The sequence below is a fragment of the Lacticaseibacillus sp. 53-4 genome (genome assembly GCF_016861805.1).
Taxonomy (GTDB): Bacteria; Bacillota; Bacilli; order Lactobacillales; family Lactobacillaceae; genus Lacticaseibacillus.
On sequence record NZ_BOLT01000001.1, the window covers coordinates 1 to 12,635 of the forward strand.

The 12,635-nt window shown below is 54.7% G+C and carries 14 protein-coding genes, 3 tRNA genes and 1 pseudogene; 9 read left to right on the forward strand and 9 right to left on the reverse strand.

Features of this window, described 5'->3' with window-relative positions; all coding sequences use genetic code 11:
- Nucleotides 1–73 (forward strand): annotated as a pseudogene (locus tag JUF21_RS00005) (phage gp6-like head-tail connector protein); the annotation flags it as partial.
- Between the two features lie 566 nt (nt 74–639).
- Here the strand turns inward: JUF21_RS00005 and JUF21_RS00010 are convergent.
- The 3 genes from JUF21_RS00010 to JUF21_RS00020 all read right to left on the reverse strand — a co-directional run bounded on the left by JUF21_RS00010 (nt 640) and on the right by JUF21_RS00020 (nt 1,529).
- Complete coding sequence (locus JUF21_RS00010) at nt 640–1,011, reverse strand: DUF1304 domain-containing protein (RefSeq protein ID WP_203662437.1); 372 nt, start codon at nt 1,009–1,011, stop codon at nt 640–642.
- A gap of 118 nt (nt 1,012–1,129) precedes the next feature.
- Nucleotides 1,130–1,200, reverse strand: a tRNA-Gln gene (locus tag JUF21_RS00015).
- Nucleotides 1,201–1,458: 258 nt separating this feature from the next.
- Nucleotides 1,459–1,529 (reverse strand) — tRNA-Gln (locus tag JUF21_RS00020).
- 172 nt (nt 1,530–1,701) lie between these two features.
- Between JUF21_RS00020 and JUF21_RS00025 the strand changes: the two genes are divergently transcribed.
- The 5 genes from JUF21_RS00025 to JUF21_RS00045 all read left to right on the forward strand — a co-directional run bounded on the left by JUF21_RS00025 (nt 1,702) and on the right by JUF21_RS00045 (nt 5,319).
- Nucleotides 1,702–3,135: a C69 family dipeptidase gene (locus JUF21_RS00025; RefSeq protein ID WP_203623157.1), complete on the forward strand. Its 1,434-nt coding sequence runs from the start codon at nt 1,702–1,704 to the stop codon at nt 3,133–3,135.
- Between the two features lie 81 nt (nt 3,136–3,216).
- Nucleotides 3,217–3,708, forward strand: a complete 492-nt coding sequence (locus tag JUF21_RS00030) for an AAA family ATPase (protein WP_203662438.1) — start codon at nt 3,217–3,219, stop codon at nt 3,706–3,708.
- Nucleotides 3,701–4,351: a TMEM175 family protein gene (locus tag JUF21_RS00035; RefSeq protein WP_125756687.1), complete on the forward strand. Its 651-nt coding sequence runs from the start codon at nt 3,701–3,703 to the stop codon at nt 4,349–4,351. Before JUF21_RS00030 ends, JUF21_RS00035 begins: the two co-directional genes overlap by 8 nt.
- Nucleotides 4,352–4,397: 46 nt before the next feature.
- Complete coding sequence (locus tag JUF21_RS00040) at nt 4,398–4,928, forward strand: hypothetical protein (RefSeq protein ID WP_239061413.1); 531 nt, start codon at nt 4,398–4,400, stop codon at nt 4,926–4,928.
- Between the two features lie 40 nt (nt 4,929–4,968).
- Complete coding sequence (locus JUF21_RS00045) at nt 4,969–5,319, forward strand: hypothetical protein (RefSeq protein ID WP_203623159.1); 351 nt, start codon at nt 4,969–4,971, stop codon at nt 5,317–5,319.
- Between the two features lie 126 nt (nt 5,320–5,445).
- Here JUF21_RS00045 and JUF21_RS00050 read toward each other — a convergent pair.
- Nucleotides 5,446–5,517 (reverse strand) — tRNA-Glu (locus tag JUF21_RS00050).
- Nucleotides 5,518–5,636: 119 nt separating this feature from the next.
- Between JUF21_RS00050 and JUF21_RS00055 the strand changes: the two genes are divergently transcribed.
- On the forward strand, nt 5,637–5,969 hold the full coding sequence (locus tag JUF21_RS00055; RefSeq protein WP_203623160.1) for a DsrE family protein: 333 nt from the start codon (nt 5,637–5,639) through the stop codon (nt 5,967–5,969).
- 86 nt (nt 5,970–6,055) lie between these two features.
- Here JUF21_RS00055 and JUF21_RS12005 read toward each other — a convergent pair whose 3' ends face one another.
- The gene (locus JUF21_RS12005) at nt 6,056–6,187 is read right to left on the reverse strand and encodes a hypothetical protein (RefSeq protein WP_255533251.1); all 132 of its coding nucleotides are present in this window, start codon (nt 6,185–6,187) and stop codon (nt 6,056–6,058) included.
- Nucleotides 6,188–6,452: 265 nt separating this feature from the next.
- A complete protein-coding gene (locus JUF21_RS00060; RefSeq protein ID WP_203662439.1) occupies nt 6,453–8,330 on the reverse strand; it encodes an OPT/YSL family transporter in 1,878 nt (625 codons plus the stop codon).
- A 228-nt stretch (nt 8,331–8,558) separates the two neighbouring features.
- Between JUF21_RS00060 and JUF21_RS12010 the strand changes: the two genes are divergently transcribed.
- Nucleotides 8,559–8,690, forward strand: a complete 132-nt coding sequence (locus JUF21_RS12010) for a hypothetical protein (RefSeq protein WP_255533252.1) — start codon at nt 8,559–8,561, stop codon at nt 8,688–8,690.
- 21 nt (nt 8,691–8,711) lie between these two features.
- On the opposite strand, the gene JUF21_RS00065 is transcribed toward JUF21_RS12010, so the two are convergent.
- Entirely contained in the window at nt 8,712–9,623 is a 912-nt protein-coding gene (locus tag JUF21_RS00065) for a Gfo/Idh/MocA family protein (protein WP_203623162.1), read from the reverse strand.
- Nucleotides 9,624–9,784: 161 nt separating this feature from the next.
- Between JUF21_RS00065 and JUF21_RS00070 the strand changes: the two genes are divergently transcribed.
- Nucleotides 9,785–10,936, forward strand: coding sequence for a DNA/RNA non-specific endonuclease (locus JUF21_RS00070; protein ID WP_203662441.1), 1,152 nt, complete (start codon nt 9,785–9,787; stop codon nt 10,934–10,936).
- Nucleotides 10,937–10,997: 61 nt separating this feature from the next.
- Here the strand turns inward: JUF21_RS00070 and JUF21_RS00075 are convergent, their stop codons facing one another.
- The gene (locus JUF21_RS00075) at nt 10,998–11,138 is read right to left on the reverse strand and encodes a hypothetical protein (protein ID WP_203623164.1); all 141 of its coding nucleotides are present in this window, start codon (nt 11,136–11,138) and stop codon (nt 10,998–11,000) included.
- A 145-nt stretch (nt 11,139–11,283) separates the two neighbouring features.
- Complete coding sequence (locus tag JUF21_RS00080) at nt 11,284–12,624, reverse strand: glucose-6-phosphate isomerase (protein WP_203623165.1); 1,341 nt, start codon at nt 12,622–12,624, stop codon at nt 11,284–11,286.
- Between the last annotated feature and the right edge of the window lie 11 nt (nt 12,625–12,635).

The window sequence follows — 12,635 nt, forward strand, 5'->3', positions numbered from 1 at the left end:
GAGTCAAGAACCACCGTATTCAGTGGTCAGCATGATCCAGCAGCTACGTGGCTTGTTCGCAGCAGACGTATAGTATCGATAACCAATAGATTATGATATAATTAAGACAGTCCTAGGCGATAAGCGGGTAGATCCGTTTTAACCGACGCACGGCATAGCTAACCGGTGGCGCATTTTACAGACCGTGGCTCATCATCGCGAAGCGTTTGTACTCCGTAGCCACAAAAATAGACAACTTCACCGGCAGATCGTTCTGCTTTGGAAGCTGACTACGTGACTTGCCGTTTTCATCTAGCGGGCAGAGATGCCCGTTTTTTTGTGTGCTGAGAGACGCATTCTGGTGCACGCTGAACTAGTGTACCTTGAGGTACGGGTCGTTCTGGGCAATATAAATAGGGGGTGGTGATTCGCCACCCCCTCAGGAATTTAATGACTGCTTTGATAATATCGAAACAGCTAACAGAGTCCGAATTTCGAGCCTTGTTGACCAAGTATCAAATTGATACTTACTTATCAGAACGAGGTTATAAGTATTTACTCGGTTAGCCAAGTCAATATTTTTGACCTGCTTTTGAGAATCAGGGGAACAATAGTCACTTAGTCAATTAACCCCGCATTTCAAGGCCAGCTAGGACCCCATCAGTGCACGAATAGAAGTAGCAAAAGCGCTAAAATTGCAGGGCTGCCTTGGGTCAATATAATCTTTTTGTTTGCTGTTAGTGATCCAAAAATGGCAGCAAGCACAACAAAACCCACGAATAAAATCTGAACATGATAGGAGGCCCCACCGTTAAGCCCATATCGAGCATATAACAAGCCTACACCGATGAAGCCATTGTAGAGTCCTTGGTTTGCCATAGATGATTTTGCTTCTTTGGTGGTAAGATATTCTCTTGACAAGTCAAAAGCCTTGCGAGCAATTTCTGTTTGGGTGCCAAACATCTCAAGAAACATTATGAACAACGCCTCAATGGCTACTAGTAGAACAAAAAGGTCCTTCACAATTAGCATTACCTATTTCCCCCTAAGAAAGTCATCAGACTTCCTAATGTATGTGTTGCAGTATAGTATAGCAGACGATAAAATTTTCTGAAAGCACAAAAATAGCCGTCCATGATGGACGACTTTCTTGGGTAGCTAGGGGTCGAACCTAGGATTATGGATTCAGAGTCCACTGCGTTACCACTTCGCTACTACCCAATATCTCAAAGCACAAGAAGTAGTATATGAAAATCGGCTAAGGTTGTCAATCACTGTTAGAGAAAAATAGTCTCGCCTTGGCCAAAAAAAGAACCGTCCCGAAATGAGACGGCCACCGCCTGCCTAGCAAAAATCCTCGCCACTCTATCGCCACTCTATAAAGTTGAAAACCAATGATATTCAATGACAATTTCGAGAAATAAAAAAGCTGTCAAACCGGCATTTTGATAACCAGTGACAGCCAATGAATGTTATAAATTGGGTAGATAGGGATCGAACCTATGATTATGGATTCAGAGTCCATTGCGTTACCACTTCGCTACTACCCAATAACTTAGCAACGAGTAATATCTTACGAAAAATGCCGGCCCCTGTCAATTAAATCCGGGAAAAATTTTCTCGCCGGCTAACTTGAAGGTGACCGGGCCTGTTCGCCACTACTGCAAAGCCCGAATGTTTGGCGTACACTAGGTGTACAGTCATTAGAAATGAGGGGTAAGAATGAAAATCGAATCTGCTTGCACGTCAATCCTGGTGGGGAAAAAAGCCAGCATTGACGGCAGCACCATGATCTCGCGCAATGACGACACCTTCCACGTGCTGGCACCGCACCGCTTCTACATGCACCCGGCCTGGCACGGCGAAAAGGGGCTGCACGTCAAGTCCCCGCTCAACGGGTTTGAAGCCGACCTGCCGGAAAACGGCTATCGCTACAACGCCGTACCAAACGTCGACACCGAACACGGCGGCGACTACGAAGAATCCGGGATCAACGAAAAGAACGTCGCGATGTCGGCGACCGAATCCACGTACGGCAACGAGCGGGCCTTGGCCTTTGATCCCCTGGTCAAAGATGGTCTGGACGAGGACCTGATCGTCAACATGACGCTGCCTTTCGTCGAAAGCGCCCGGCACGCAGTCGAATACCTCGGCCAGCTGATCAAACAATACGGCTCTCCTGCCGGTAACTCGGTCTTGTTTTCCGATAAGGATAACGTCTGGTACATGGAAATCGTCACTGGCCACCACTGGGTCGCCCAGCGCATCCCCGACGATGCCTACGCCGTCGCCGCTAACGAGGTCGCAATTCAGCAAGTCGACTTCACCGACAGCGACAATTTCATCTGGAGCGATGGCATTCAGGACTTCGTCGACCAGCATCACCTGAACCCGGACCAAAAGGGCTGGAACTTCCGCCACATTTTTGGCACGTTCAACGAAAAGGACCGCCACTACAACACACCGCGTGTGTGGTACGCGCATCACATCCTGAACCCAGAAGTCGCAGAGGAGCCGGAATCTGGCGAGCTGCCCTTCATCATGCACACTGATCACAAGATCACCCGCGAAGACATTGCCCAAATCCTTGGCTCGCACTACAACGAGACCCCGTACGATCCCTTTGCCAAGGATTCGACCGACGCGGACCGTCTCCGCTACCGGCCGATTGGCCTCAATCGCACCCAGAACTCGCATATTCTGCAACTGAGAAACGACGTTGACTTTGGCCACGCCGCCATCATGTGGTTGAACATCGGCATCCCGACCTTCAGTCCATACGTGCCGTTTTACTGCAACGCCGATGACACCGACCCGTCGTACTCCCAGACACCGATGACATTGGATGTCGATCAAGACTCCGCCTACTGGCTGCACCGCAGCCTGGGCATGCTGGTAGAAAGCCACTACAGCAAGTTCATCCAGCAAAACCGCGACTATCTGACCGAGCAGTACCGGCTGTATCGCGTTCACATCGCAGAAACTGACGCGGCCACCAAAGACCTGACCGGCCAGGCGCTGACCGACGCGCTGACTCAGGCCAATTACAAACTGGTCGCTGCCGTCAAGGCTGAAGCCAAGAAGCAGATCGCCAGCATGCTGATGCAAGGCATGGAACTTTCCAAGCTGACGTTCAACATGGACAAAAACCTGTAATCAATACAGTCACTCGCCAATCACCGGCGAGTGTTTTTTTACCCCAAATTGCGGCATACTAGTCAAAAAGGAAGTGGGAACGTGACGGCAAAACTGATTATTCTCCGCGGCAATTCTGCAAGCGGCAAGACGACCCTGGCGAACAAGCTCGCCGCAAAACTGCCAGAAAGCCAAACCCTGGTCCTTCATCAGGACATGCTGCGACGTGACCTCCTGCACGCCAGCGACCACGAAGGCACCCTAGCAGTCCCTTTGATCAAAACACTGGCTGAGTTCGGTCGCCAACATTACCAGTACACAATCATTGAAGGTATCCTGCGCCGCGATGTGTACGGCCCAATGCTCAAGGACGTGGCGGCCACATTCGCGCCCAGCGTTTGGCAATATTATCTCGACCTGCCGTTTGAAGAAGCCGCCCGGCGGGACCGGGCCAAAGCGGTTCCCTTCGGCGAAGCGACCCTCCGCCGCTGGTGGCGGGATCAGGACCAGCTGGCTGGCGACGAGGTCCTAGGTGGTCACTCGACCTCTGACCTAGCCGAACAAATTTATCACGAGGTGATGACACATGAGTAAGTCGCGAATCGACGCACTAAGCGATGGTGTTTTTGCGATCCTGTTGACGATCCTGATTCTGGAATTCCAGCCGGAAACGATTAAACCTGGATCGTTGAACCAGGTCGTGCTGCACCAGGCGCCCCTGTTTTTGATGTATCTGTTGTCATACTTCTACGTGGGCACCAGCTGGCTTTTTCACCATGACTATTTTCAGTACGTCAAACGTACCAATCGAACCTTGAACGTCCTCAACCTGTTCGTGCTCTTCACCGTGACGCTGGTCAACTACGCGATGGTACTGCTGATCGAGGCGCTGTCCGACGGCAATACCAGCGACATCCGGCTGGCGTTCATCGTGTATGATTTAGTGGCCTTGCTGATTTCACTCTCATTTTTGCTCCTGTACCGTTACTTGGAGCATCATCCCGAGCTGCAAACCGTTGAGCGCAGCGGCATCACCAGCCACTACGAGCGCATCCGGCTCGATCCCGCGCGCAGCGTCAGCATTTACCTGCTGTCCATGATTGCCACCAGCTTCTCGAACCTGGTGGCCGGCATCCTGCTGATCGCCGGCGTGGTCTTCCACTTTATCGCCTATCTTCGTTTTTCCCGCGTCGTTCACATCGCGACCAATGAAAAAACAAACAATCTTACCAAATAGCCCCGTCTGAACGTTCTATAATAGTGGGTATATAAGGAGTGATTTGATGCGAGAAGCAAGACGACGGAGTCAGAAAAAACCGCGGGTCAGGCGCAAACGCCGCTGGCCACGGGTCATCGCGATCCTGTTAGGCCTCATTGTCGTGTTAGGCGTGCTGGCGGTGGTCTTCTTTACGCCGCTGAACAACACCTACCGGAATGTTACCGGAAACGACACCCCGGCCGACAGCGCGGTGAAAGCCCAGCTGGTCAAGCAGATCGAAAAGCGCAAAACTGGCGACCCTACGACTGACGCGGTACTCGACCAAGCCGCAACCACACTGGACAACACGAAAATGAGCACCATCGTCCAGGCGGCGGGCAATCAGGATAAGTTTTCGCACCTGCTTCAATCGACCACCGGCGTGCCGGCGGCTCAGGCGAATACTGCGGCGGCCGCCGTGTTTTCCACGAGTGAGCTGACCCCGCTGCGCGAAGCCGTGGCGGAAGGCAACTACGTCAAAGCCTACCAGGAATATCAGGCGTTGAGCGCAACCGCGAAGGCGCAGGCATCCAGCCTGTTGAGCACCTATAAATGAGGCGGCGAAACGCTGATTTTGGTGAAATGGAGAAATTGTGGTGACGGAAAACTTTCACAGCGCCGACGGGCGGCGGTACCGGGAGCCCAAGTTAAATCAACTGATGGCCCAATACAGCGGCCAGCCGCACATCGAGCGCAAGCAAGGAAAATATTTAACGCTGCTGATCATCGCGACAGTCGCGTTGATCCTGATGCACATCTTCTACGCCTCACTCGAGGTCGTGCCGGTGCTGTTCATGTTCGTGTTTGCTGGCCTCTACCTGCTGCGCGATGAGTACATTGTTGAACCGGGTGGCACCACCATGACCCTTTCCTTCTTTGACGTGGACATTATCAAAGGCAGACATGGCCAGCGGCCAATCGTGTTTGTGCCCAATGAGAAAGCTTAACAAAAAAATCCTGCGCGGACCGCGCAGGATTTTTTTGCGGCCTTGTGACGTGCGCCCAGTTAAAAACTGGCGCCGCCAAACAAAAAGCCGCCAAACGCTGATGTAACAACGTTTTGCGGCATCTGATCACCCGTACGGGATTCGAACCCGTGTTTCCTGGCTGAGAACCAGGCGTCTTAACCCCTTGACTAACGGGCAATGTCTTTAAAGCACGTTTATAAGTTTACAGGATTCAGCGCGGATGTCAACCACCAAGCCGACAATTTCTAACGGCCGCGGGCCATTCGCGGTATAATCTCGGCAAGGAGATGACACACATGGACACGATTTTTCACCTTGACGAGGCGACCAAGTGGCCGACTGTCTTGAGCAATATTCCCAACTACTTGGCCGCGGCCAAAGAAGCGGGCGTCAGCGGCCAAGTCGAGCTGCTAATCAACGGCGCGCCGGTGGTCGACGCCACCATCGGCAGTACCATCGACCTCAAGCCATTGGTGGCCGCGGGCGTCACTGTCGCAGTTTGCCACAACGCAATGGCTAGCCACCACGTTGCGGAAGCGGATCTGCAGCCAGGCTTGACCGTGGTGCCGGCCGGCGTGTTCGAATTGGCCAAAAGACAACACGAGGGGTATGCCTACATCAAGCCCTGACTAACTGGCTGATAGTTTTCACCGCACAAAAAGACGCCGCTGCAACAGTGTAAGTTGCAACGGCGTACTTTTTCCTCTCGCATGCGCTATTTTTTCTTAGCGACCATCATGTTTGGGGTTTCTTGGTGACGGCAGGTCCGCCCTGCTCGATCAAACATCGCGTAGACCCACAACCCGTTAACCGAGAGTGCGGCTGCACCGACTAATACTGTGACCATCTGCGTCATCCTCCTTTTATATCAAAATTCGGATTCCTCGCGGGCCGATTACATCGCCGTTTAAGTGGCCTTGCCGGTCCTCAAACGCTCCGTGAAGATTCTAATTCTTTTCTTTGTATGTTGCCCATTATACACAACTTTTACATTGGTGCAAATTCACGGCGCATTTGTAACTATTTTGTCACATTCCGCAAAGCCCCGGTAAGGCCGCTCGTAGCGTGCGTTTAGCGGTCAGACACGCCTGGTTCGACTCGGGCCGGCACCATTATTTATTTGTTTTCGCCGTTACAGAAGATTTACGAAGGAAGAACAGCATCGCAATCACCAGCACAGCGAGCAGTGCGACTGCCGCGCCGTTTCCGGCTAGTATGCCAGTCGGCGTGCCGTGAGTCAGCACCCCGCTGATTGACAGCAGAATCCCGGTCAGGCCGATGATCGACCCGCCTGCGATCAGGCCCGAGGACAGCGAAACGCCGTGCTGCACGCGTTCCTGATTGGCCGGTTTGCCCTTGCCTTCCACAATCATGCGAACAATCGCACCGACCAAGATGATTGCAGTGGTAGCCATCGGCAGGTAGAAACCAATCGCAACTGTCATGATCGGCAGCTTAAGGAAGTGCATCACCAGCCCCATTGCCACCCCGATGAAGATGATGGTGAAGGGCAGCTGCCCGGTGATGATGCCCGAGGTCAAAGCCGCAATCAGGTTGGCCTGAGGCAGGCCAAACGCAGCATCGGCACTGGTATCAGCCAGCTGTGGCGCTAAGACCACGATTACGCCGACCACCGTCACCACCCCAATCACCGCAGCCAGCAGGAACCGCCGCTGCATCTTTGGCCGCGCCGCGCCAACCAGCTCGGTGGCTTTTTGGGTTTGCGAGTAACCGCCGCCGATACTGATTGCGGTGACCGCAAAGGTGGCTAGAAGCAGCAGCGAGCGCAGATCAAAGTCAGAGGTCCAGCCCATGGCCACGAAGAGCACCGTGAGCAGAACCAGCGAGGCAATCGTCATCCCGGAAACTGGTAAGTTTGATGTCCCGATCGTGCCGGTCAGGTTCGCGGCCACGACCACAAAGACGAAGGCCAACAACATCGCCAGACCCCCACCAAGCAGGCCGATCATGATGTTGCCGGAGAAAATACTGCTGAGCACAAAGACTGACAAAATGGCAAAGCCCAGCAGCATGATGCCAAACATGGATCTCTTTTCCTTGCCGCCAAACGCGACTTTCAGTGAGCGCCCGATCACCGGCACCAGCTTGACTGCGCCGATCAGGCCACCGCACAGCATCATGCCGGCGCCCAAGTATCGGTTGTAGCTGCCGGAAATGCCGTCAAACCCCAGCGAACTCACTGCGGTACCCGCCGCGTTCCAGACCTCGTGGCCGCCGCCCGCCATGTCAGTAAAGTAACCGATCAATGGCGCAATCGCGAAGTTGGCCAGCAGTGACCCAGCAAACATCTGCAGGGCCACTTGCATGCCGACAATAAATCCGATCCCTGCCAGCAGCGGATTAACCTCCAGCTCAAACTTCCACTTAAAATCCTTAGGACCGTACATTACAAAATGATTGTTGATCCAGCCGAACATCGAGCCGGTCGCCATGGTCAACAGCCCCCCGATGCCAAAGCCTGAGGCCATCATTTTCATGCCCTGGCCGCCTGCCGCGCTGGCCCGGATTGTCTCGGAGATCGCCATCGCTTCCGGATACAGCAGGGTATCCTTGCTGCCGACAATCAAGTGATTCTCAACGATGGAGGCCGTGCCGATCCCGAACAGCACGCCCAGCGTGCCGACCAATACCGCCTCGAAGAAGTTGATCTGCGCGCCGATCAACAGGACTGCGGGTAACACAAAAATCATCCCGGAGGCGACGGTTTCACCCCCGCTGGCCATTCCTTGCATTTCGTTGGTGCCGGCAAACCCCTGCCTGCGGGCAAAGGCGCGGACCACCGCCGAGCCGATAATGGCCCCTGGAATCCCAGCCGCCACAGTGAGCCCCGCCTTCATCCCCGAATAGGCCGTCGACGCGGCGAAAAGCAGCGCGAGCAAAATGCCCACGCCGAGTACGATGGTGGAGCCGACGCGGCTCTTGGGTTTGGCCGGCGCCTGCGTCTTGGGGACGCTGATTGGCTTTTCCATATTGGTTCCCCCTTATCTTTACCATAAATTGTTTACTATGTTTAACTTAAATCTAGCATGGTGGTTTCCCTAATTGCACGGATAACGTCTGTTGCCCAAAGAAAAAGCCGCAAAAAAAAACCGTTGCCCGTGCCGCCTCACATTCGGCAAGCCAGGAAACGGGGATAAATTCTCGCGCGTTCTTCTAACCAATCAGGTAAACTAAAGACAGATAAGGGGGATTCAGTCATGCGCAAAACTCACATCCTGCCACTTGGCATTTTGGCCACAGTCGCGGGCGGCCTGACCTTGGTCTCTGGCGCCTTAGCGCTGAGTGCCGGCATCTTGACCATCAAAGCCGCCGTTTCGAAAACGGACTAAAAAAACGCCCGCGGGCGTTTTTTAGTGGAGCTGAGCAACCATGTCGGCAAGCAGCTGATGCGTGATTCGGCTGCTTTCCGGGGCGACCGGATTATCCGTTTGATTTTGAATCGCGGTCAGAAAGGCCCGAACCGCTGGGGCAAAGCCGCGAGTCTCAAGCGTTGGCTGCCAGTCCGGGGCCAGCTTAGTGGTCTCACCAGCCTTGGTGTAGGCCTGCAATCGGCTGAGGTCCTGCACCCGGTACACGCCATCAGTGGTGCTGACCGTGGCCTCTTCTAAATTCGCGCCGGCCACCATGTTGATCCCGGCCTCGACCCGTATCCCCTGCGCAGCAAACGTGATCGTCGCCTGCTCAAGATTGCCATCTTTATCGGCGTGCATACTGTACCGCGCTTTGGGGTCAGAAGGAAAACCGGCGAGCATGAGCGCGGTGTCGAGCGGGTGGATGAGCAGATCGAAAATGGCTTCCGCTGCGGGCTGCGGACTGGCCACACGATTTTTGACGACTTGGATCACATTCTTATTCGGCAGCGCGGCAAGCTCCTGGATCATCGGTGCAAACCGCCGATTAAAGCCCACCGTCAGCAGCTTGCGATGTGCGGCGGCGATCATGTACAGCTCCTGTACGGCTTCCTTAGTCGTCGCCAGCGGCTTGTCCACGTACACATTAACGTCGCGCTCGAGAAAATGCTTGACCAGCGTGTAGTGGGCCGGAGTGGCCGCATGGATCATCACCGCATCCAGTTTGAGGCTGTCCAAAGCCTGAAGATCCGTGCCGGCCGCCGTCAGCCGAAACTGATTGGCCAACTTGGTCAACTTCCCCAAATCACGCGTGTCCAAATACCACTGAACTGTGTCCTGCATCGTTGCATAAGTTGGCAAATACGCTTTTTGCGCGATATTGCCAAGTCCGATCACGCCAACATTAAGCATGCAATCACCTTTTCATCATTGATACGTTAACGCTAGCACAGGGGGCCCGCGCCGGTCAAAGCCTGGACCAAAATTTTATTAATTCAGCAAATCCCCAGTTTGACTCGACCAGCCCGGCGGCGTAAGGGCATAATGGAAGAAGAAGTTAATTAGGGGGAATCATGTTGGGGAAGACCGAATCATCGCATCGCAGCTGGCGCCGGCTGCTGAGGATCGCCACGACCTTGACCGTCGTGTTAGGGCTGGGCACCACCAGCCTTACCGCCTGCAGCAGTACCAGCACCGACAACACAAGCCAGCAGCAAACTACCAAGGCCGATGCCGCCAAACAAGCGGCCAAGCGGGAAAAAGCACGCAAACAGGCCGCGGCACGTAAGAAACGGGCAGCGGCCAAGGCGAAAGCCAAAGCCGCCAAGGCCGCCGCGGCCAAAAAAGCGGCGCTGGCTAAGGCAGCTGCGGAAAAGGCCAAGGCCGCCGCGGATCAAGACCTGGCCAACCTCACCTACAGTGGCACGCAAACCATCGACGTCAACGGCGGCAGGCCGACTTTTTCCGCCGCGGACCTCAGCACTCAGCAAGGCACTTGGCAGCGATTCGCCGACCTCGACGGGCTCAACCGCGCGACTGATGCAGAAGCCTTGATGAACAAGGCCATGATGCCAACTGCCGAGCGGGAGCCCCTCACCTGGGATCCCACCGGCTGGCACAACAAGAAGTTGAAGAGCGGCTACCTCTACAACCGCAGTCACCTCATCGGCTATCAGCTCACCGGCCAGAACAACAACCCCAAGAACCTGATGACCGGCACGCGCTCGCTGAACTCACCGGAAATGTTGCGGTTTGAAGACGACATCGCCTACTTCATGAAAACCAATCCGAACGCCTATGTGCGGTACTCGGTGCGGCCAGTATACAAAGGCAACAACCTCCTCGCCTCGGGCGTCCACATGATGGCGGAAGGCATCGGGGCTAGCGGCTTGAGCTTTAACGTTTACATATTCAACGTCGAAGCCGGCGTCACGATTAATTACGCCGATGGTACAAGCGTGGTGAGCGCCGCCGAGACCTCAACGGCGCCGCAGCCTCAAGGTGGAAGTACGAATGCGAGCGCGGCACCAACCGCCCAAGCCTCGGCAGCTGGCGCAAGCGGCGACATGAACACCGCCAGCACTGGCAAAATCGTGGGCAATCGCAACTCCCACATCTACCACGTACCGGGCCAGTCCGGCTACCGGATGAGTTCCAGCAACGCGGTCTACTTCGCCACCGAGCAACAAGCGCAAGCCGCGGGGTATCGCAAGGCGCTGCGCTAAATACCCTAACAAGAACGCCTCGCCTTTTACTTAAAAGACGAGGCGTTTTGATTGGTCTGAGTTACTTGTTTGCCCGCGCTAGCCACCAGTAAAGACCCGCCAGCGCCGCCAAAGTCACAACGCCCACTGCCGGTTTGCGGTCGGCACGGCTGGTCGACACTGCCGTTTTAGGCATTTTTGCCTGTTTCGTTTCAGCACTCATCGCTGCCCCTCCTGACCTTTAGCGTACCTGATTTGCCGCCGCCAAAAAAGCGCTCAAGCCTTGCGCATCGCCTCATCATAAATGGTGAGCCTTGCTTTTGACTTGAGCGCTTTTTATTCATCTGTGGACTAGACGCGCCTATCGCTTACAGGCGTGCGTTCAGTTCCTTGGTCATGTCCTCAAAGCCGGGGCGGCCAAGCAGGGCAAACATGTTCTTTTTGTACGCTTCAACGCCTGGCTGGTTGAACGGGTTGATCCCGTTCAGGTAGCCGGAAACGGCAACGGCTGCTTCAAAGAAGTAGATCAGGTAGCCGAGCGTATAGGCATCCTGCTGCGGAATGGTGACAGTCATCACTGGCACACCGCCATCGGTGTGGGCCAAAACAACGCCTTCGTAAGCCTTGCGGTTAACAAAGGACATCTTCTTGCCTTCGAGGTATTCCAGACCGTCAAGGGAACCTGGCTCTGCCGGGATCTCGACGTCGTGGTTCGGCTTGTCGACCCAAACGACGGTTTCCATGAGGTTGCGCCGGCCTTCCTGGATGTACTGACCCAGAGAGTGCAGGTCAGTGGTGAAGTTTGCGCTTGATGGGTAAATGCCCTTTTGGTCCTTGCCTTCAGATTCGCCCATGAGCTGCTTCCACCATTCGCTGAAGTACTGCAGCGTTGGCTCGTAGTTTTCAAGCAGTTCAGTGGTGTAGCCCTTGCGGTACAAAATGTTGCGCAATGCCGCGTACTGATAAGCCTCGTTCTTGCTGAGGTCGGCGTCGGAATAGGCTTCGCGGCCATCAGCGGCACCTTTCATCAGCTGGTCGATGTCACCGCCGGCAACGGCGATCGGCAACAGACCCACAGCGGACAGCACGGAGTAACGACCGCCCAAGTCATCAGGCACAACGAATTCTTCGTAGCCTTCAGCGTCTGATTCAGACTTCAGCGCACCCTTAGCGCGATCGGTCGTGGCGTAAATGCGGCCCTTGGCCCCGTCCTTGCCATACTTTTCAATCAGCTTGGCCTTCAGCACGCGGAACGCGATGGAAGGTTCGGTGGTGGTCCCGGACTTGCTGATGACGTTCAGCGAAAAGTCGCGGTCGCCGATCATGTCAATCAGATCGGACAGGTACGAACCGGAAATCGAGTTGCCGGCGAAGTAGACTTCTGGCAGCTTACGGCCTGGTTCGTAGTTGCGGAACGTGTGGGAAAGAAAATCAACGGCCATGCGAGCGCCCAGGTATGAGCCGCCAATGCCGATCGCAACGAAGACTTCTGAGTCCCCTTGGATCTTCTTGGCCGCAGCCTTGATCCGGGCAAATTCGTCCTTGTCGTAGTTCACTGGCAGGTCCAAGAACCCGCGGAAATCGTTACCGGCGCCAGTGCCTTCGCGCAGTTCTTTGTCTGCAGCAGTCACCATTGCCTGCATTTCGCCCAGTTCGTTCTCGTGAACAAACTTTGAAAGCTTCGATGAATCAAATGAAATGTGAGCCATTTTAATGAGTT

Bases quoted from the DNA above. Each gene is read 5' to 3' on its own strand.
- JUF21_RS00035 (WP_125756687.1), top strand. From the start codon at position 3,701: ATGAGTAAGTCGCGAATCGACGCACTAAGCGATGGTGTTTTTGCGATC.
- JUF21_RS12010 (WP_255533252.1), top strand. From the start codon at position 8,559: ATGCGCAAAACTCACATCCTGCCACTTGGCATTTTGGCCACAGTCGCG.
- JUF21_RS00060 (WP_203662439.1), bottom strand. From the start codon at position 8,330: ATGGAAAAGCCAATCAGCGTCCCCAAGACGCAGGCGCCGGCCAAACCC.
- JUF21_RS00065 (WP_203623162.1), bottom strand. From the start codon at position 9,623: ATGCTTAATGTTGGCGTGATCGGACTTGGCAATATCGCGCAAAAAGCG.
- JUF21_RS00010 (WP_203662437.1), bottom strand. From the start codon at position 1,011: ATGCTAATTGTGAAGGACCTTTTTGTTCTACTAGTAGCCATTGAGGCG.
- JUF21_RS12005 (WP_255533251.1), bottom strand. From the start codon at position 6,187: ATGGTCACAGTATTAGTCGGTGCAGCCGCACTCTCGGTTAACGGGTTG.
- JUF21_RS00070 (WP_203662441.1), top strand. From the start codon at position 9,785: ATGTTGGGGAAGACCGAATCATCGCATCGCAGCTGGCGCCGGCTGCTG.
- JUF21_RS00055 (WP_203623160.1), top strand. From the start codon at position 5,637: ATGGACACGATTTTTCACCTTGACGAGGCGACCAAGTGGCCGACTGTC.
- JUF21_RS00040 (WP_239061413.1), top strand. From the start codon at position 4,398: ATGCGAGAAGCAAGACGACGGAGTCAGAAAAAACCGCGGGTCAGGCGC.
- JUF21_RS00080 (WP_203623165.1), bottom strand. From the start codon at position 12,624: ATGGCTCACATTTCATTTGATTCATCGAAGCTTTCAAAGTTTGTTCAC.
- JUF21_RS00025 (WP_203623157.1), top strand. From the start codon at position 1,702: ATGAAAATCGAATCTGCTTGCACGTCAATCCTGGTGGGGAAAAAAGCC.
- JUF21_RS00075 (WP_203623164.1), bottom strand. From the start codon at position 11,138: ATGAGTGCTGAAACGAAACAGGCAAAAATGCCTAAAACGGCAGTGTCG.